This is a genomic window from Pseudomonas sp. NFACC16-2 (genome assembly GCF_900119205.1).
GTDB lineage: Bacteria > Pseudomonadota > Gammaproteobacteria > Pseudomonadales > Pseudomonadaceae > Aquipseudomonas > Aquipseudomonas fluorescens_Q.
The window spans coordinates 1-18,405 of the sequence record NZ_FPIX01000052.1; the positions used below are offsets into that span (position 1 = coordinate 1).

Consider the following 18,405-nt stretch of genomic DNA (forward strand, 5'->3'; position numbering starts at 1 on the left):
TGAGGAACGATCTTCCACCGCCCCCGCGACCCGATCGTTCCCACGCTCTGCGTGGTAATGCATCCCGTGACGCTCCGCGTCACCCTCCAGAAGCGGAACGCGGAGCGTCCCTGGCGACACTCCCAGGGCAGGAACGTGGGAATGATCGTAATCCCTTGCTCGCGATAGCGACGACACATTCAACATTGGTATTGGAGCTGCCCACGCCATAGCGTTTACAATCGCCGCCCTCTTCTATTCCCCAAGGAACCGCCATGTCCGGGCTTGAACTGTTTGCCGCAGCCCTCGGCGTGATCGCTGTCTGGTTGACCGTCAAGCAGAACCCGTGGTGCTGGCCGATAGGCCTGGTCATGGTGTTGCTGTACAGCTGGATTTTTTTCGAGGTGAAGTTGTACTCGGACATGCTGCTGCAGGTTGTCTACGCAGTGCTGCAACTCTACGGTTGGTGGCAATGGACCCGTGCCGGACACAATCACGATGGACGCCAGGTCAGCAGTCTCGGTGGGCCGTCAGTGCTCTGCGGCCTGGCTATCGGTGCGGCAGGCAGCCTGCTGTTGGGCGCCGCCATGGCCCACTGGACCGATGCCGCCCAGCCCTGGCTCGATGCCGCGCTCACCGGTTTCAGCCTCGTGGCCCAGTGGTGGATGGCGCAGAAACGCGTGCAATGCTGGCCGCTGTGGATTGCCCTGGACGTGATCTTCGTCGGCCTGTTCATCTACAAAGGCTTGCACCTGACTGCCGCGCTCTATGCCCTGTTCACCCTGTTGGCCGTGCAAGGCTGGCGGGAATGGCGCGCCGACCCGGCCCTGCGCGCATGAAGGTGGTGGTGCTGACCGGCCCGGAATCCAGCGGCAAGAGTTGGCTGGCGGCGCAATTGCAGGAACACTTTGGCGGCGTGCGGGTGGATGAGTACGTACGCCATTTCATGGAGCAGACCCAACGCGATACCTGCCTGGCGGACATCACCGACATCGCCTCCGGCCAATTGGCCTGGGAAGATGAGGCGCGTGCCCGCCGACCGGCGCTGTTGATCCTCGACACGCACCTGCTGAGCAACATCCTCTGGAGCCAGACCCTGTTCGGCGACTGCCCGGACTGGCTCGAGCCGGCCCTGCTGGCCCGCCATTATGACCTGCACTTGCTGCTGAGCCCCGAGCAGGTCGAATGGACCGGCGACGGCTTGCGCTGCCAACCCGAGCTGGTGGAACGGCAGGCGTTTTTTGAGGCGATCGAGGCTTGGCTGAGGGAACATCAGCGACCGTTCCAGGTCATTGAGGGCAATTGGGTGCAACGCCAACAGCAAGTGTTCGCCGCCGTTACCCAGCTGCTTCAAGCCTGATCGCAGGGTGATCTGTTCCATTCTTGAAACAACGCAGTCGCTCCAAACCCGGATCCAACGCCGCTTCACCAAATTGCCATCAAGACTGTCAAGCTTCTGAAACACCCGCCCAAAAGCCAGGATCCAGAGCCCTGGAACAATAGGTGACCGATTGGTCACCACTCTCCCTGTCTCAGTGCTGAAACACCCCCTCTACCCGGCAGCTCATCAAAAAACACAACTCATTGAATTAAAAGGTATTTAAAAACTCGGCACGACACCTGCTCTGCCCCACTTCGCAACGCTGGACCAAGGCCAGCCCACCGAAGAAGGAATCGATGCCGTGGGGACTTTCGAGAGAAGTTTGACCTGTCTGCTATTGATCGGCTGCGCCGCCAGCGCAATGCTCAGTCTGCCAGCGCAGGCCGAGGGCAACGGCGTCATTGTGCTCAACCGTGACGTGCAGCCCATCGCAATTGGTCGCAACGGTGGCAAAGATCCCTACCCAACCACCGTCAATGCCAACCCCTCCGAACGAATCAACCAGGCGACCGCTAGCACCGAACTGAGCGACGGCGAATTCGCCAGCGTGGCCAGCGGCTCGTCGATCCGCAACACCGTCAATCCGAATACTGGCGTGCAAGGTCTGAACGTCGTGACCAATCCCAACGGCATGCCGGGCATGAATGCCGGTCACGGTGGCGGTAGCGGCGGCGCGATCTCCGGCACCATCAACCGCTCGCTGAGTTCCGGCCTGGCCCCGCTGGGTCGACTGGCAGGAGGTCAGTGATATGAAACCCGTGCTGTTTCTGCTCGCCCTGTTCATGCTTTCCCTGCTCAGTTCTTTCACCGTATTTGCCGATCCAGGTGTTGCGGTGGTCAGTAACGCCAACCTGCAGGATTCCGGCAGCCACTACACCGGCAACTTCAACGTCAACCAAGCCGCCGGCAACCAGATCCAGCAAACCAACACCCGGGCCATCGCCATTGGCAGCCACGCCCAGGCCAACACCCGCGTGCAGCAACGCGTCGACACGCCGGCCGACCCTTCCATGACCGCCACCGCCCGTATCGGCGGCCACTCCTTCACCAACGGCAACGGTGTGCTGGGCGTCAACCAGTCCGCCGGGGCCAACAACCAGATGGCCAATGTCATGCGGGTGGGCATCAGTGCCCATCCGCAGAGCATTGACGACAGCGCCCTGTCTCAACAGAACGTGGCGTTGCTACCGAACTCAGGAACAACTGGCGCCCCAACCGGCAGTCGCCAGGTCGTTACCAGCGACCAGGCCTTCACCGGCAGCCGAGGGGTAATCCAGGTGAACCAGAGCGCAGGGGTGGGAAACCGCATGGCTAACACCCTGAGCATCCGAGTCGCGGATTGACCCGGAGGCTACATAAGAAAGTACTGACACTTAACCAACGACACGCAAGGAGAAACACCATGAAACCTACAATGGCACTCAAACCATTGGTTTTCGCTCTCGCCGCGGTCATGACAATGGCGGCACAGGCTGGAGGAAACGACAACAATAATGGCCATGGCAATGGTCACGGTCACGGCAATGGCCATCAGCAAGGGCCGACGCTGGATCAATTGCTCTCCATCAATGCCGGCGCTGGGGCTACGGTGCTGGATGAGCAGAACAGCGACGGTAACGTGGTGACCAACCAGGCCACCAGAAACACCGCTGAAGCCACTGACTCGCTCAATGGCAGCAACGGCAATATGGGCGCCAACATTGCCGGCGGCGACGGCAACCAGCAGGACAACGCCGCCGCCCTGGCCACCGCCGACGAAAGCTTTATCTTCGGCTCGGCTGTCGCCGCCTCCAGCGCCACGCAGGTCAATAACAACAACTACGTCAAGAACAACTCGACGCAAAACAACGCCTCGCTCACCAATGCAGGCAACAGTGGCTCCGGCAACATCGGCATCAACGTGACCGCCGGGAACTTCAACCAACAGAAAAACAACCTGGCCATCGCCGTATCCGGGGGCCGTGTCGCACAGGCCTCTGCCGCGGCTGACCAGTCCTCCACCGGCCTTGTGGTCGACAACAAAGGCGTGCGGACCTACAAGACCGACACCCTCACCAGCACCTACAGCGCCTCCGGCACGTTCAAGGCCAAAGGTACCGGTACCGCCGAAGACAACGATCACGGCGGCTGGGACAACAAAGGCGGCGGCTATGGCGGCGGTCACGATGACGACAAGTTCAAGTTCTCCGCCGTGGGGACCTTCGAGCTGGCCGGCAGCAACACCCAGCAGGTGCTGACCCGCGACGGTTGGAAAAACCCTGTGATCAACAACGCCACCATGACCAACTCCATGAACGGCTTCTCCGGTAACGGCGGCGCCAACGTGTCGGCAGGCGTGGGCAACCAGCAGAGCAATTCGCTGTCCATCGCTGCCGGCTGCAAGGCTTGCATGTAAGCGCGCATGAAACGAAGCCCCGGCAACGGTAATGCTGTCCACTCAGGACGTGAGTGAATCTTGTGGCGAGGGAGCTTGCTCCCGCTGGGCTGCGAAGCAGACCCACTGGTTATGAGTGCTTCGCACTCAAGCGGGAGCAAGCTCCCTCGCCACGGACTCAGTTCAACGCTTTGAAATGAACGACATGACACGCAAAGGGGCTTTTTTTCCCTGGATGTTCATTAGGCGTATTGATCATGCGTGTCACTGCCGTTTCCCTGCTGCTCTGCCTGGCCTGCGTGGCTGAAGCAGCGCAGATGCCAGTCGCCGCCCTGCCTGGCGGCATGCTGGTCTACAAACCGGTGCAAAGCGTACGCGAACGCAAATTCAGCGACATCGTCGAGCAGAAAACCGATTTCAGTTGCGGCGCCGCCGCGCTGGCCACGGTGCTGCGCCAGGCCTACTGGCTTGACGTCGATGAAGAGCACGTCATCAAAGGCATGTTGGTCAATGCCGACCAGAACCTGGTTCGCACCCAAGGGTTTTCCATGCTGGACATGAAGCGCTACGTGGAAACCATCGGCATGCGCGCCCGAGGCTACCGGATACCGCCTGAGAAACTCGAAGCGGTGACGATCCCGGTGGTGGTCCTGATGGAGATACGCGGCTACAAGCACTTCGTGGTGTTGCAGCGGGCCGACAAGCAATGGGTCTACATCGGCGACCCGGTGCTGGGGCACAAGCGCTACGCCCACGATGAGTTCGTCAAAGGCTGGAACGGCATCGTCTTTGCGATCGTTGGCCCGGGCTATGACAAGACCAATGCACTACGCAGCCCTCCGCAACCCCTGACAGCCCGTAACAAGCTGGACGGTTTCAACCCGGTCAGGGATGCGGAACTGATGGATTTCGGTTTCATACAGAGCGACTTTTTTTAATCGCCGACCCACTGCCAACATAAGTACAAAAAGGAGCAGGACGCTCCGGGAGCAGCACATGAAAACCTCACACTGGCTGTCGCTGGCCTGCCTGCTCGCGACGGCCTCGGGCTTTGCCCATGCCGGCTTCAAACCCATCGAAGTCAAGGACCAGGAGCTTGCCGAGCTGCGCGGTCGTTATGTCATGCCCGGCCGAGTCATCAGCTTCGGCATCGTCATGAGCAGTACCTGGCGCAACGCCAGCGGCGACTTGATCGGCGCCACCAGCACCATGCAGATCCAGGCCGCCACCGTCAAACCCGAATTCTACGTCTCGACCATCAAGCAGACCGGTAACGGCAGCGCTCCGGAACAGGGCAGCGGCAACATTACCGGTGGTGCCGGCCTTGGCACGAGCCAGGGCGTGACCCAGAGCGTGCGTGCCGCCGGCGACGGCAACACGGCCTACAACAACGTCAACATCAATGTGAAAGAGAGCAACCAGGCGCCTGCGCTCGTCCCCTCCCAAGGCCAACTGCTAACCAAGGGCCAGACCATCAGCGGCAGCAACGCCGCCGGCAGCGTCGCGGTCACCGCCACCGGCAACGGCGTGCAAATGGCGATCCAGGCCAGCCACAACCAGGGCGGCACCCTGCAACAAGTGGCCCAGGGCGGCTTGCTGCAAAACACTCGCCTGCTGGGCAATAGCAACCTGGTCAACAACATGACGCAGCTCAACGTGGTGCTGAACAACAACGGCCCCAGTGCCGGGGCATTGGACTGCAACCTGACCCAACTGCGCGGCCTCCGTAACCTCGGTTATTGAACTACGCTGTTTTCCGATCATTGGGCAAATAGGGACGGCATATTTCATGTATCGATCCGTATCGTTGCGCGCTGTGATGTGTTTAAGCACGTTGTTCCCGGCGGCCGTGTTGCACGCGGCCCCGGATGCAGACATCGAGGCGCTGAAACAGGAACTTCTTGAGCTCAAGCAACGATACGAGGTCCAGCAGAAAGCCCTGGCGGTGCTCGAACAGCGGGTTCGCCAGGTGGAGGATCAACCCGCCACGCCACAGCCCAAGCGCCTGGCCAAATCCCCGGCCGACATGAAAGGCAACCAGACCGTGGCCGGCGGCGCGACAACGGCCGGCGGCAGCGGCTATGGGCAATCCCTGGCCGATGATTCCCAACCGGCCCAGAGTGTCTCCAATCTCTATGACGAGGCCAGCGGCTTCTTTGGCGGCGGCAAGTTCAGTTTCGAGACCGGCGTGACCTATTCACGCTACGACACGCGGCAACTGATCCTCAATGGTTTCCTGGCCCTGGATTCGATTTTCCTGGGCAACATCAACCTTGACCGGATCAAGGCCGACACCTGGACGCTGGACCTCACCGGTCGCTATAACTTCGATAATCGCTGGCAGTTCGACCTCAACGTCCCGGTGGTCTATCGCGAATCCACCTATCAGTCAGGCGGCGCGAACAACGGCGCGGCCGGGGTCACCAGCGAAGAAACCGTGACCCGCGATCCGACCATCGGCGACGTCAACTTCGGCATCGCCTACAAGTTCATGGATGAGTCGATCAACGCTCCGGACGCGGTGGTCACCCTGCGGGTCAAGGCTCCCACCGGCAAGGACCCGTTCGGCATCAAGCTGCGCCAATCCCAGGCCAACACCAACCTGTTCGTGCCCGACGACCTGCCCACCGGCAACGGCGTGTGGTCGATCACGCCCGGGCTTTCGCTGGTCAAGACCTTCGATCCGGCGGTGCTGTTCGGCACCCTCTCCTACACCCATAACTTCGAAGAATCGTTCGATGACATCAGTTCCACAGTCAACCAGAAGGTCCCAGGCAAGGTGCGGATCGGCGACAGCTTCCAGCTCGGCGCGGGCATCGCCTTTGCCTTGAACGAGAAGATGAGCATGTCGTTCTCGGTCTCTGACCTGATCCAAAAGAAAAGCAAGCTCAAACAGGACGGTGGCGACTGGGAGTCGGTGACCTCCAGCGACGCCAACGCCGGCTACTTCAACATCGGCATGACCGTCGCCGCGTCCGACAACCTGACCATCGTACCCAACCTGTCCATCGGGCTGACCGACGACGCACCGGATTTCACCTTTAGCCTGAAATTCCCGTACTACTTCTGATGCCCTCAGGGATATGTGATTCCCACAAAGGTGTTTGTGCGGGCTTGAGTCAGCGGATCTGATGCTTGTGCAGCAGGCGATAGAATGTCGGCCGGGACACGCCCAGCACCCTGGCGGCCACGCTCAGGTTGTCGCTGTGACGGTTGAGCACATCGCTCAAGGCCTGGCGCTCGGCGCGGGTCTTGTAGTCCTCCAGCGTACCCATCGGCGCCGCGACGCCATTGTGGCTGGCCAGACCGAGGTCCCGGGCTTCGATTTGACGCCCTTCGGCCAACACCAGACCGCGACGGACGCGGTTGGCCAGCTCGCGCACATTGCCGGGCCAGTCATGCATGCCCATCGCCACCAGCGCGTCGTCGCTGAAACTGCGGGGACGGCGACCGGTTTCCTGGCTGTAGAAATGGGAAAAGTGGCTGGCCAGCATCGCCAGGTCACCATGACGCTCGCGCAGCGGCGCCATCACTACTTGCAACACGTTCAAGCGGTAATACAGGTCTTCGCGAAACCGCTTGTGCTCGATGGCCGCCTCAAGGTCCACATGAGTGGCAGCCAAGACCCGCACATCGACCGCGATCGGCTGGCTGCCACCGACCCGCTCAATGTGTTTTTCCTGCAGGAAACGCAGCAGATTGGCCTGTAGCTCCAACGGCAGGTCGCCGATTTCATCGAGAAACAACGTCCCGCCATGGGCCGCCTCGATCCGCCCGATCTTGCGTTGGTGAGCCCCGGTGAACGCGCCCTTCTCATGCCCGAACAACTCGGACTGGATCAGGTGCTCGGGGATGGCACCGCAGTTGATGGCGATGAACGGCTTGTTGCGCCGGTGAGACTGACAATGCAGGGTGCGCGCCACCAGCTCCTTGCCGGTACCGCTCTCCCCGCGAATCAATACCGGCGACTCGGCGGGCGCCAGCTTGCTCAACAATTTGCGCAGCTCGCGAATCGGCTTGCTGTCGCCCAGCAGTTGATGTTCGGGTTGATCGATGTGGATCGAGCCCTGCCCCCGCAGGCGCGCCATGCCAAACGCCCGGCCCAGTGTCACCTGGACCCTGGACACGTCGAAGGGCAAGGTATGAAAGTCGAAAAACCATTCACAGACAAAATCACCGACGTTTTGCAGGCGCAACACTTCCTGGTCGAGCACGGCGATCCATTCGGTGCCGCTACGGCTGATCAACTCCTTGACCGCTTCCGGGCGCTCCAGATGAAAAGGCTGCAACCGTAAAAGGCCGACGTCGCACGTCCGATCGCTGGCGTGTTCGAGGGAGCAACTGTCCACATCCCAGCCAATGGTGCGCAGACCTGGCAACAGGCGATGACAATCATCGCAGGGATCAACCACGAGCAGACGACGTGACGTACTGGCTTCGATCATGACTGATCCTTGGCGTCAAAATAAGGAAATATGATTAGAAACAGTCGTTTGGCAAACCTGCATGTAACAGTAGCAAGAAGTTGACGCCCCCTTGTATCAATTGATTATCGAGGTCGCTTCAAACTGGTTATAAGCAGGCGTTTCGTTAGTTATCTCAGCCCTGTTTTGTTTCAGGGGCTTTCAAACAAAAGCCCGAAAGCCTGGTCTGAAAGAAAATCGAAATTTATTTAAATAATGTGTGACCCGCCTGCGGGTTCGGGACATCAGTACAAGTAACCAGCCGCACGGTACGCCCAACCGACGGCACATCATTTGTTTGGGCACACTTAAGAGAAAACGCCATGAACGCCCCGCTCCGTATCAACGAAGCTCTTTTGATTGCCGACCGCGCATTCCGTCCTTTCCAATGCGTGGCCTGGGCTCCACAAGACGGTAACGGTGAACTTAGCCTGACCGTCATCGACCGCACCAATACCCATATTGGCCGCACCCAAATTCCAAGCAGCGCCTATACCGACCCGGTCCAACTGGCCGATCTGTTGAAACAGGCCCGTGCCGAACTGAGCCAGGAAGGCTATACATTGCAATCCTGGTCGATGCCTGAATAACCACCGGTAAAGCCTGTTATCAATTGCAGGCTTGGCTCTGGGTTGTAAAGCCATCGTTATGGCACGAATTGCCGCTGTATCCGTAGAACATGACAGTTGTGCATTGTCACATTCAGGGATTGAATGTTGCCCTCATGCAGTCGTCGCCCTTTCGGGCTGCTCGACACGCAAGGAGAGGCAGGCATGCTCGATCAGTTCGCGTTTGTGTCCCCCAGGGCCATGGCCCACGCCGGACAACTCGACCCAGGCTTTGCCACCAACGGCAAAGCCTGGGTTCATTTCGAAAACAGTACCTCGAGCCTGACCACCGGATTGACGCTCGATCATGCCGGACAAATCCTGGTGGCAGCCAGGATCGAGACGGCCCACGGCAGTCGGTTCGGGCTGGCGCGACTCAACCACGACGGTGAAATTGACCCGGAGTTCGGCACCCGCGGCTACGTGATCGGCGCGTTTGAACACGGTTTCGAAGCGACGGCGGGCAAGGTGATCGTGTTGCCCAATGGGCATATCCTGCTGTCCGGCCTGCACTATGAAAGCAACGACCACACCCTTCCCGCCCTGGCGCTGTTCGACCAGCAAGGTTGCGCCGTTCAAAGCTTCGGCAATGCCGGCCGGCACATCATCAGGCTTTGCGGCAATCTCTCCCAAGGGCTGCGCGACCCCTGGCTACCGCCCGGCGTGCCGGGACTTGAGGCTTGCGACATGCAAGTGCAGGCCGATGGCCGGATCCTTGTGCTCGCCAATCACCACTATCAATTTTCCGACCATGTCGGCGTACTGATCCGGCTCTTGCCCGACGGGACATTGGATTGCTCGTTCAACGGTCGCGGGTTCGTGATGGTCCGACGCTTGTTGAAAAATACCTGGCTCGGCTGCCTGCTGCTCCAGGCTGACGGTCATATTGTCGTCGGCGGCGCCATTGACTTGCCCCAGCATGGCCTGATTGCCCGTTATGACAGCAGCGGCCAACTCGATGACAGCTTCGGCGAAAACGGCTTCCTGTCCATCCTGGCCCAGGGGCACAGCGTGATGGTCAGCCAAATCGTTCAGGATGCGAGCGGTGATCTGCAGGTGTTCGGCAGCAGCCGTGATCCGATGCATAGCCTGTCCTTGAAAGTGCGCCCCGACGGCAAGCCGGACAGTCATTGCAACCAGGGTCAGTGCCAACTCATGGCGATCGGGCGCACTGCCAGTCAGTGGACCGCCGCCCAGCTTCAAGCGGACGGAAAACTGGTGACCGCCGGCGCAACGATCGGCGGTATCGAGGCCGACTTCGTACTTGCCCGACATCTGCCGGATGCCAGCCTCGACCCGGATTTCGGCCAAGGCAAGGGCTGGGTTCGCACTCGGCTCGGCTATAGCCTGGACACCGCCACTTCCCTGGCTATGCAGGCTGATGGAAGAATTCTGGTAGGCGGCTATTCGCTCCAGGGGCATTATCGAGCGGTGGTTGCGCGGTATTGGGCCTGAGCAGGATTATCGCGAGTGAACGGTATTTATTCTTACTCTTGATATTCCTCATTTCTTACGGCAAGTTGCGCGCTTCTAAATAAAAGGAGCAGCCAATGTCCGGTTCGATGGCTCAGGCTTTCGCACATAACTTTCTGGGGCATTCCCCACGCTGGTACAAGGCGTGCGTCATCACGTTCCTGATCCTCAATGCCGTGGTGCTGTGGACCCTGGGCCCGGTCGTTGCCGGTTGGATGCTGGTGGTGGAATTCATCTTCACCCTCGCCATGGCCCTTAAATGCTATCCGCTGATGCCTGGCGGCCTTTTGCTGGTCGAAGCGCTGGTGATGGGCATGACCACGCCCAAGGCGCTATACGATGAGCTGCTGCACAACTTTCCGGTCATCCTGCTGCTGATGTTCATGGTGGCCGGGATCTATTTCATGAAGGATCTGCTGCTGTTCCTGTTCTCGCGCTTGCTTTTGGGTGTGCGCTCCAAGGCGCTGCTGTCCTTGATGTTCTGCTTTCTCTCGGCGTTCCTGTCTGCATTCCTTGACGCATTGACCGTCACCGCGGTGATCATCAGCGCCGCCGTGGGCTTCTATGCGGTGTATCACCGTGTGGCGTCGGGCAACGATCCGCGCCAGGACAGCAATGTCGATGAAGACCACGATCTGCCGTCGAGTCATCATGAAGATCTTAATCAGTTTCGGGCGTTTCTACGCAGCCTGCTGATGCATGGTGCCGTCGGCACGGCGCTGGGCGGCGTCTGCACCTTGGTAGGCGAACCGCAGAACCTGCTGATCGGCCATGAAATGGACTGGCATTTTGTCGATTTTTTCCTGAAAGTCGCGCCAGTGTCGCTGCCGGTGCTGGTGGCCGGGCTGGTGACCTGCGTAGCCCTGGAAAAACTGCGCTGGTTCGGTTACGGCACGCTGCTACCGGACAACGTACGCACCGTGCTGGCCGATTATGCCGAGCAGGACAATCGTGAACGCACCGCACGGCAACGCGCCGCCTTGATCGTCCAGGGTATTGCCGCGCTAATCCTGATCGTGGGCCTGGCCCTGCACATTGCCGAAGTCGGCCTGATCGGCCTGATGGTCATCGTGTTGATTACCGCCTTCACCGGTATCACCGACGAGCACAGGCTTGGCAATGCGTTCAAGGACGCCATGCCGTTCACCGCGCTGCTGGTGGTGTTCTTTGCAGTGGTAGCGGTCATTCACGACCAGCAGCTGTTCACGCCGCTGATCCAGTGGGTCCTGGCCCTGCCCGCCGACCGGCAGCCCGGCATGCTGTTCATTGCCAATGGCTTGCTGTCGGCCATCAGCGACAACGTGTTCGTGGCAACCATCTACATTACTGAGGTCAAACAGGCCTTCGTATCCGGCCACATGAGCCGCGAACAGTTCGAGACCCTGGCGGTGGCCATCAACACCGGCACCAACCTGCCGAGCGTCGCCACACCCAACGGCCAGGCGGCATTCCTGTTCCTGCTGACCTCGGCGATCGCCCCGCTGATTCGCCTGTCCTATGGCCGGATGGTCTGGATGGCACTGCCCTACACCGTGGTGATGGGTGGCTTGGGCTGGTATGCGGTGACTTACTGGCTGTAGAAACCCCGTGGCGAGGGAGCTTGCTCCCGCTGGGCTGCGCAGCAGCCCCAAGAAAGCATTGACACTGCGGTGTGTCAGGCAAGTACAGGGGGGCGCTTCGCGCCCCAGCGGGAGCAAGCTCCCTCGCCACAAAAGCCAGGGCGGTCTATCGCGGCAGGATATACCGCTCGATCGCCAGCGCCGCGCCGTCTTCGGTAACGGCTGCAGTGATGACATCGGCCTGACGCTTGATCGCCTCCTCCGCCTGCCCCATGGCAATCGACAAGCCCGCGCGATGGAACATCGCCGGATCGTTGCCACCGTCGCCCATGGCCGCTGTCTGCTCCAGTGGCACATCCAGGAACTTCGCCAGGGTCAAGAGTGCTTCGCCCTTGTTGGCCTGCATCGCCGTCACGTCCAGGTAGATCGGTTGTGAACGCGACACCTGGGCCTGGCCCTTGAGCAGCGGGTGCAAGCGAGCCTCCAGCTCAACCAGCAGATCCGTATTGGCGCTGGTGGCGACGATCTTGTCGATCCGCTCCAGGTAGGGTTCGAAGCTGTCGACCTGCACCGGCGGATAACCCAGGCCGCGGGTTTCCACCGGCACCATCGGACCGTTGGCGTCACGCACCAGCCAGTCGCCGTCGGCGAATACCCAGACCTCGATACCGGGTTGATCGGCGTACAACGCCAGCGTGGTCAGCGCGGCCTCAGGCGGAAGGTAATGCACGGCGAGGAAACTGCCGTCCGGATGCACCAGCGTACCGCCATTGAATGCCGCCGTGGGCAGGTCGACGCCCAGGGCCTCGATCTGCTGCAACATGGCCCGGGGCGGTCGTCCGGTGGCCAGGCTGAACAGCACGCCAGCTTCACGCAATGAACGAACGGCTTCGATGGTGCGTTGGTTGAGGCTATGGTCGGGCAGCAACAACGTGCCGTCCATGTCACTGAGCAAAAAGCGGATGGGATGCTTCAACTGATCACTCATCCGAGGCCATGCCAGACGCGGCTGTCGCGAGTAAGCAATTCATCGGCGGCCGCCGGGCCATCTTCACCGGCCTTGTAGGGCTGGAATGCCGCGTCCTGCTGCCAGGCATCGAGGAACGGCTGCACGGCGCGCCAGCCGTTTTCGATGTTGTCAGCGCGCTGGAACAGCGTCTGGTCACCGGTCAGGCAATCGTAGATCAGGGTTTCGTAACCCGTGGATGGCTGCATTTCGAAGAAGTCCTTGTAGGCAAATCCCAATTCGATATTGGCCATGTCGAGCGCCGGCCCCGGCCGCTTGGCCAACAGGTCGAACCACATGCCTTCATTGGGCTGGATCTGGATTCTCAGGTACGTAGGTTGCAGTTCGTCGACTTCAGTGTCGCGAAACTGCGCGTATGGCGCGGGCTTGAAGCAGATGACGATCTCCGTGTCCCGCACGCTCATGCGCTTGCCGGTGCGCAGGTAAAACGGCACGCCGACCCAGCGCCAGTTATCGATCATGACCTTGAGGGCGACGTAGGTCTCGGTGCTGCTGTCGGGCGCCACGTTGGCCTCCTGGCGATAACCGTTGACCGCCTTGCCGCCAACTTCACCGGCTGTGTACTGGCCGCGGACCGAGTTAGCCCGGGCCTGCTCCACCGACCAGGGCCGGATCGCCCCGACGACCTTGGCCTTTTCGCCACGCACGGCATCGGCACCAAACGCCGCTGGCGGCTCCATGGCCACCATCGCCAGCAGTTGGAAAAGATGATTGGGCACCATGTCCCGCAGGGCGCCGGTGTGTTCATAAAAACTGCCACGGGTTTCCACGCCGACCGTTTCGGCGGCGGTGATTTGTACGTGGTCGATGTAGTGGTTGTTCCAGAACGCCTCGAACAGGCTGTTGGAGAAACGGCTGACCAGAATGTTCTGCACCGTTTCCTTGCCCAGGTAATGGTCGATGCGATAGATCTGCTTCTCGCTCATGACCTTGAGCAGGCAAGCGTTCAGCGCTTCGGCAGTGTGCAGGTCGGAGCCGAACGGCTTTTCGATCACCACGCGACGGAAGGCCCCTTCCTGCTCCTGAAGCAGCCCTGCCGCACCGAGGCGGCTGACCACTTCACTGAAAAAACGCGGCGCGGTCGCCAGATAGAAAACCGCGTTGCCGGTGCCGCTGGTGGCGATTTTCGCCGCCAGCGCCTGGTAGGTGCTCTCATCGAGGAAATCACCCTGGACGTAGCTGATGCCCTTGGCCAGCTTGGCCCAGAGCACCGGATCGAGCGCCCGATCGGCATCGCCGCCCTTGCTCGCCGCTTCGTTACGGATGAAGTCCTCGAGTTTCTTGGCAAAATCCACATCGCTGATGGCGTTGTGGTCAACCCCGATGATGCGCAGCCCATCGCCCAGCAGACCGTCGCGACTGAGGTGGTAAAGGGCCGGCATCAGCAGACGCTTGACCAGATCGCCATGGGCGCCGAACAGAAACAACGTGGTCGGCGGCGCGGGTTCTGCCTTGGATTTGCTGCCGATCGAGGTCATTTTTTCGGCGTCTCCACGTGGCCGCCAAAGCCGAAGCGCATGGCCGAGAGCATTTTGTCACCGTACGTGCTTTGCTGGCGCGAGCGGAAACGGGCAAACAACGAACTGGACAGGACCGGAACCGGCACCGCTTGCTCGATGGCAGCCTCGATGGTCCAGCGTCCTTCACCGCTGTCGGCGACTTCGCCGGAAAAGCCGTCCAGTTTCGGATCGCTGGCCAGCGCATCGGCGGTCAAGTCCAGCAACCAGGACGACACCACGCTGCCGCGCCGCCAGACTTCGGCGATATCGGCCAGGTTCAGGTCGAAGCGCTGCTCCGCTGGCAGGCTTTCGCTGGATTTGGTCTTGAGGATGTCAAAGCCCTCGGCGAAGGCCTGCATCATGCCGTATTCGATGCCGTTGTGGATCATCTTCACGAAATGCCCCGAACCGGCCGGGCCCGCGTGAATGTAGCCACGTTCGGCGCGGTCATCGTCGGATTTGCGGTCACGGGTGCGCGGGATGTCGCCCATGCCTGGGGCCAGGCTGTCGAACAATGGGTCCAGGCGCTTCACCACTTCGGCATCGCCGCCAATCATCATGCAGTAACCGCGCTCCAGGCCCCAAACGCCGCCGGAGGTGCCAACATCGATGTAGCTCAGGCCTTTTTCCGACAGGGCCTGGGCGCGACGGATGTCGTCTTTGTAGTACGTGTTACCGCCGTCAATGATCACATCGCCCGGCTCCAACAGCTCGCTGAGGACGTTGATGGTGTCTTCGGTGGGCGCGCCGGCCGGCAGCATGACCCAGACCGCCCGTGGTTTCTCCAGCCCGGCGACCAGTGCCGGCAGGTCCGCGACGCCCGTGGCGCCATCCTGGCACAGGTTTTCGACAAAAGCGGCATTGCGGTCATAGACAACGGTGGTGTGCCCATTGAGCATCAGGCGCCGCGCAATATTGCCGCCCATGCGGCCCAGTCCAATGATCCCGAGTTGCATGTGCTGATGCTCCCTACTACAAATAAAGGTAAGTCAAAGGTTTAGCTCGTACGACACGTGGAGGTTAGTCCAGAGCATTGCTGCATAGTTTCCGGGTAATTCGAGCGATCACAAGGGATAACGCTCAAGATCCGGCCGAAGACACAGCGACCATGAAAAATAAAAAAGTTCCAATCACAAGCAAAAGAAATCAGAATCGGCGCCGATAGTAGAGGTGTCGACCAAATACTGGCGACATCTCTATAGTTGATGTACGCCATTTGCGAGGTGAGCAATGGGCCCTGTCGTTACCGCACGTCCTCCCCAAACCCTTTATGTGACCATTCGTCGCGATGAATTGCGCCTACTCAAGGAAGAACGCGATCTACTGCTTGATGAAGTGACGCAGTTGCGCATGCAGTTGCAATATGCACAGCTGCCCCACCAGAGCCAGTCCCTGGCCCGGTAACCGCCCCCAGAGGCACGGTTGAAGAAGTGACGCTGGTCAAACAGTGTCACTTCCATGTAGTCCTGCCGTGCCCACTTGCGGCGAGAATTCTATCTGTGGGAGCAAGGCTTGCCCGCGATGAACGATAACGCGGTTCAGCTGTACGACCGCGGCTTGGCTATCGCGGGCAAGCCTTGCTCCCACAGGTCCTGCCCCTAGAGACAAATCCCCTTGCCACAGGTGCATTCGCACCTCATGTGCGTTTTGTATCCGAAAAACTCACAAAGTTTTCACAACCGGCTCGTAATACTCTGCGCCTTTAAGGTTGCTCGGCGCATGCCTGCGGTCACCAATCCGGTGCCGACAGCTTCGTCGACAAAGGCTGGAGCGCTTGATGAGTTTGTTCAAACGCAGCAAAACGACTGCGAAAGGTTTCGACTGGGCCGGGCTTGGCTGGCTGTTTCTGTTCTTCTGGTACTTCTCTGGCATCACCCAACTGCTCATTCTGTTGAGCGACACCTCTGGCTTCACCGGCTTTCGCCAAGCGTTCGTGATGAGCGCGGTGTGGTTGGCGCCCCTGCTGCTCTTCCCCGCCCGCACGCGCGTGCTCGCCGCCTTGATCGGCGTGGTGCTGTGGGCCTGCTCCATGGCCAGCCTGGGCTACTTCTTCATTTACCAGCAAGAATTTTCCCAGAGCGTCATCTTCATCATGTTCGAATCGAACGTGTCTGAAGCCGGCGAGTACCTGACACAGTATTTTGCCTGGTGGATGGTGGCGGCGTTCCTGGCCCACACCGCCGTCGGCTATTGGCTCTGGACACGTCTGCGCCCGGTGTACCTGCCCCGGGGCCAGGCCATGGTCGCAGCCGCCGCCATTGTCTTGGCCGTGGTCGGCTATCCGCTGATCAAGCAGACCCAGCGGACCGGCAGCTTAGCCGGTGGCCTGGAGAAATTCGAAGATCGCATCGAGCCAGCCGTGCCATGGCAAATGCTCGTGGCTTATCGTCGCTACGGTGAGCAGTTGGAGAACATGCAAGGCATGCTCCACAGCGCCAGCAAGATCGCGCCACTGCGCAACCTCAAGGACGCCATGGCCGACCAACCGGCCACTCTGGTGCTGGTGATCGGTGAATCCACCAACCGCCAGCGCATGAGCCTCTACGGTTACCCGCGGGAAACCACGCCTGAGCTGGACAAGCTCAAGGACCAGCTGTCGGTGTTCGACAACGTCATCACCCCCCGCCCCTACACCATCGAAGCGCTGCAGCAGGTGCTGACGTTCGCCGACGAACAGAACCCGGACCTGTACCTGAGCACCCCGTCGCTGGTGAGCATGATGAAACAGGCCGGCTACAAGACCTTCTGGATCACCAACCAGCAGACCATGACCAAGCGCAACACCATGCTCACGACGTTTTCCCAGCAGGCCGACGAGCAGGTGTACCTGAACAACAACCGCAATCAGAATGCCGCGCAGTACGATGGCGATGTGATCGAGCCGTTCAACAAAGCCCTGGCCGACAGCGCCCCGCGCAAGCTGATCGTGGTGCATCTGCTCGGCACCCATATGAGCTACCAGTACCGGTATCCGCCGACCTTCAACAAGTTCACCGACCGCCAAGGCGTACCGGCGGGCGTGCGTGATGATCAGGTCCCGACCTACAACAGCTACGATAACGCGGTGCTGTACAACGACTTCGTCGTGTCCAGCCTGATCAAGGACTACGCCAAGACCGACCCCAACGGCTTCCTGCTGTACCTGTCTGACCATGGTGAAGACGTGTTCGACTCCGCCGGCCACGACACACTGGGCCGTAACGAAGGCAAGCCGACCGCGCCGATGTACACCATCCCCTTCATGGCCTGGGCCTCGCCCAAGTGGCGCGAAAGCCATGACTGGAACTTTGCCGGCGACCTGTCGCGTCCCTACAGCAGCTCGCATCTGATTCACACCTGGGCAGACCTGGCAGGCTTGAGTTTTGATGAGCTGGACCACAGCAAGAGCCTGGTCAGCGCGGACTTCAAGGCTCGCCCACTGTTGATCGGCGACCCCTATCAAACCCCACGCAAGGCCCTGATCGACTTCAGCCTGATGCAACCCAAGGCACCGGCGGCCGCAGTCGTGCAGAAATAACCGAAACCCATCAGAAGCCCGCTTTTACAGGGGCTTGATCCAGAACTCCATAGGCCCGTGGGCCGGGTCGAACATGCCGGCGGCAAAGCCGAACTTGGCATAGCTGGCCTGGGCCACGGCATTGCCCTCCAGCACTTCAAGGGTAATCTTGCAGCAACCACGCTGGCGGGCGATGTCCTCAACCTTCTGCAACATCTTCTGGCTCAACCCGAGACCGCGAAAATCCTTCATGACCGCCACGTCGTGGATATTCACCAGCGGCCGGCAGGCAAAGGTTGAAAAACCTTCGAAACAATTGACCAGCCCCGCCGGTTCGCCGTTGACGAAAGCCAACACGCTGAAGGCATGAGGGCGCTTGGCCAGTTCCTCGGGCAGGTGCAGCAGCACCTCGGCCGGCAAGGGATGCCCCCCGCCCATCGGGTCCTGCGCATAGCCATTGAGCACATGACAGATCGCTTCTGCGTGGACCGGGTTGGTGTAGCTGGCTTGCAGTACAAGGATGTCCTTGGCTTCTTCCATGACCTT

At 60.3% G+C, this 18,405-nt stretch carries 18 protein-coding genes; 13 read left to right on the top strand and 5 right to left on the bottom strand.

What is annotated here, in order from left to right; translation table 11 throughout:
- Positions 1–254 precede the first annotated feature (254 nt).
- The 8 genes from pnuC (at position 255) to BT116_RS26895 (ending at position 6,804) form a co-directional block, all read left to right on the top strand.
- Positions 255–818 (top strand): nicotinamide riboside transporter PnuC, encoded by a 564-nt coding sequence (pnuC, locus tag BT116_RS26860; protein WP_072348531.1) that lies wholly within the window; start codon positions 255–257, stop codon positions 816–818.
- Complete coding sequence (locus BT116_RS26865) at positions 815–1,339, top strand: AAA family ATPase (RefSeq protein WP_072348581.1); 525 nt, start codon at positions 815–817, stop codon at positions 1,337–1,339. Before pnuC ends, BT116_RS26865 begins: the two co-directional genes overlap by 4 nt.
- A gap of 322 nt (positions 1,340–1,661) precedes the next feature.
- Positions 1,662–2,108, top strand: coding sequence for a hypothetical protein (locus BT116_RS26870; protein ID WP_072348533.1), 447 nt, complete (start codon positions 1,662–1,664; stop codon positions 2,106–2,108).
- Position 2,109: 1 nt separating this feature from the next.
- Complete coding sequence (locus tag BT116_RS26875; RefSeq protein WP_072348535.1) at positions 2,110–2,703, top strand: adhesin; 594 nt, start codon at positions 2,110–2,112, stop codon at positions 2,701–2,703.
- A 59-nt stretch (positions 2,704–2,762) separates the two neighbouring features.
- Positions 2,763–3,755, top strand: coding sequence for a heme utilization protein (locus BT116_RS26880; RefSeq protein WP_072348537.1), 993 nt, complete (start codon positions 2,763–2,765; stop codon positions 3,753–3,755).
- Positions 3,756–3,991: 236 nt separating this feature from the next.
- The gene (locus BT116_RS26885) at positions 3,992–4,672 is read left to right on the top strand and encodes a C39 family peptidase (RefSeq protein ID WP_063320888.1); all 681 of its coding nucleotides are present in this window, start codon (positions 3,992–3,994) and stop codon (positions 4,670–4,672) included.
- Between the two features lie 58 nt (positions 4,673–4,730).
- Entirely contained in the window at positions 4,731–5,477 is a 747-nt protein-coding gene (locus tag BT116_RS26890; RefSeq protein WP_063320887.1) for a hypothetical protein, read from the top strand.
- Positions 5,478–5,523: 46 nt separating this feature from the next.
- The gene (locus BT116_RS26895; RefSeq protein ID WP_063320886.1) at positions 5,524–6,804 is read left to right on the top strand and encodes a transporter; all 1,281 of its coding nucleotides are present in this window, start codon (positions 5,524–5,526) and stop codon (positions 6,802–6,804) included.
- 49 nt (positions 6,805–6,853) lie between these two features.
- On the opposite strand, the gene BT116_RS26900 is transcribed toward BT116_RS26895, so the two are convergent.
- The gene (locus tag BT116_RS26900; protein WP_072348539.1) at positions 6,854–8,179 is read right to left on the bottom strand and encodes a sigma-54 dependent transcriptional regulator; all 1,326 of its coding nucleotides are present in this window, start codon (positions 8,177–8,179) and stop codon (positions 6,854–6,856) included.
- Between the two features lie 341 nt (positions 8,180–8,520).
- On the opposite strand from BT116_RS26900, the gene BT116_RS26905 reads away from it, so the two are divergent.
- From BT116_RS26905 to nhaB, 3 genes are all read left to right on the top strand, one after another.
- A complete protein-coding gene (locus tag BT116_RS26905; protein WP_013693488.1) occupies positions 8,521–8,787 on the top strand; it encodes a hypothetical protein in 267 nt (88 codons plus the stop codon).
- Between the two features lie 183 nt (positions 8,788–8,970).
- Positions 8,971–10,260, top strand: a complete 1,290-nt coding sequence (locus tag BT116_RS26910) for a hypothetical protein (protein WP_072348541.1) — start codon at positions 8,971–8,973, stop codon at positions 10,258–10,260.
- A 95-nt stretch (positions 10,261–10,355) separates the two neighbouring features.
- Positions 10,356–11,858 (top strand): sodium/proton antiporter NhaB, encoded by a 1,503-nt coding sequence (nhaB, locus tag BT116_RS26915; protein ID WP_072348542.1) that lies wholly within the window; start codon positions 10,356–10,358, stop codon positions 11,856–11,858.
- A gap of 145 nt (positions 11,859–12,003) precedes the next feature.
- Here nhaB and BT116_RS26920 read toward each other — a convergent pair whose 3' ends face one another.
- Genes BT116_RS26920 through gnd form a run of 3 tightly spaced genes read right to left on the bottom strand, consistent with a single transcriptional unit; the run spans position 12,004 to position 15,319 of the window.
- Positions 12,004–12,825, bottom strand: coding sequence for a Cof-type HAD-IIB family hydrolase (locus BT116_RS26920; protein WP_072348544.1), 822 nt, complete (start codon positions 12,823–12,825; stop codon positions 12,004–12,006).
- On the bottom strand, positions 12,822–14,342 hold the full coding sequence (gene zwf, locus BT116_RS26925; RefSeq protein ID WP_072348546.1) for a glucose-6-phosphate dehydrogenase: 1,521 nt from the start codon (positions 14,340–14,342) through the stop codon (positions 12,822–12,824). The genes BT116_RS26920 and zwf overlap by 4 nt, the downstream gene beginning before the upstream one ends.
- Positions 14,339–15,319 carry a phosphogluconate dehydrogenase (NAD(+)-dependent, decarboxylating) gene (gnd, locus tag BT116_RS26930; protein WP_072348548.1) on the bottom strand — a complete coding sequence of 327 codons (981 nt, stop codon included), beginning with the start codon at positions 15,317–15,319 and terminating at the stop codon, positions 14,339–14,341. Before gnd ends, zwf begins: the two co-directional genes overlap by 4 nt.
- A 274-nt stretch (positions 15,320–15,593) precedes the next feature.
- Between gnd and BT116_RS31130 the strand changes: the two genes are divergently transcribed.
- Both BT116_RS31130 and BT116_RS26935 read left to right on the top strand, forming a co-directional pair.
- Entirely contained in the window at positions 15,594–15,767 is a 174-nt protein-coding gene (locus BT116_RS31130; protein ID WP_170845969.1) for a DUF6026 family protein, read from the top strand.
- Between the two features lie 373 nt (positions 15,768–16,140).
- Positions 16,141–17,880: a phosphoethanolamine transferase CptA gene (locus BT116_RS26935; RefSeq protein ID WP_072348551.1), complete on the top strand. Its 1,740-nt coding sequence runs from the start codon at positions 16,141–16,143 to the stop codon at positions 17,878–17,880.
- A gap of 24 nt (positions 17,881–17,904) precedes the next feature.
- Here the strand turns inward: BT116_RS26935 and BT116_RS26940 are convergent, their stop codons facing one another.
- Positions 17,905–18,399 carry a GNAT family N-acetyltransferase gene (locus BT116_RS26940; RefSeq protein WP_072348553.1) on the bottom strand — a complete coding sequence of 165 codons (495 nt, stop codon included), beginning with the start codon at positions 18,397–18,399 and terminating at the stop codon, positions 17,905–17,907.
- Positions 18,400–18,405 lie beyond the last annotated feature (6 nt).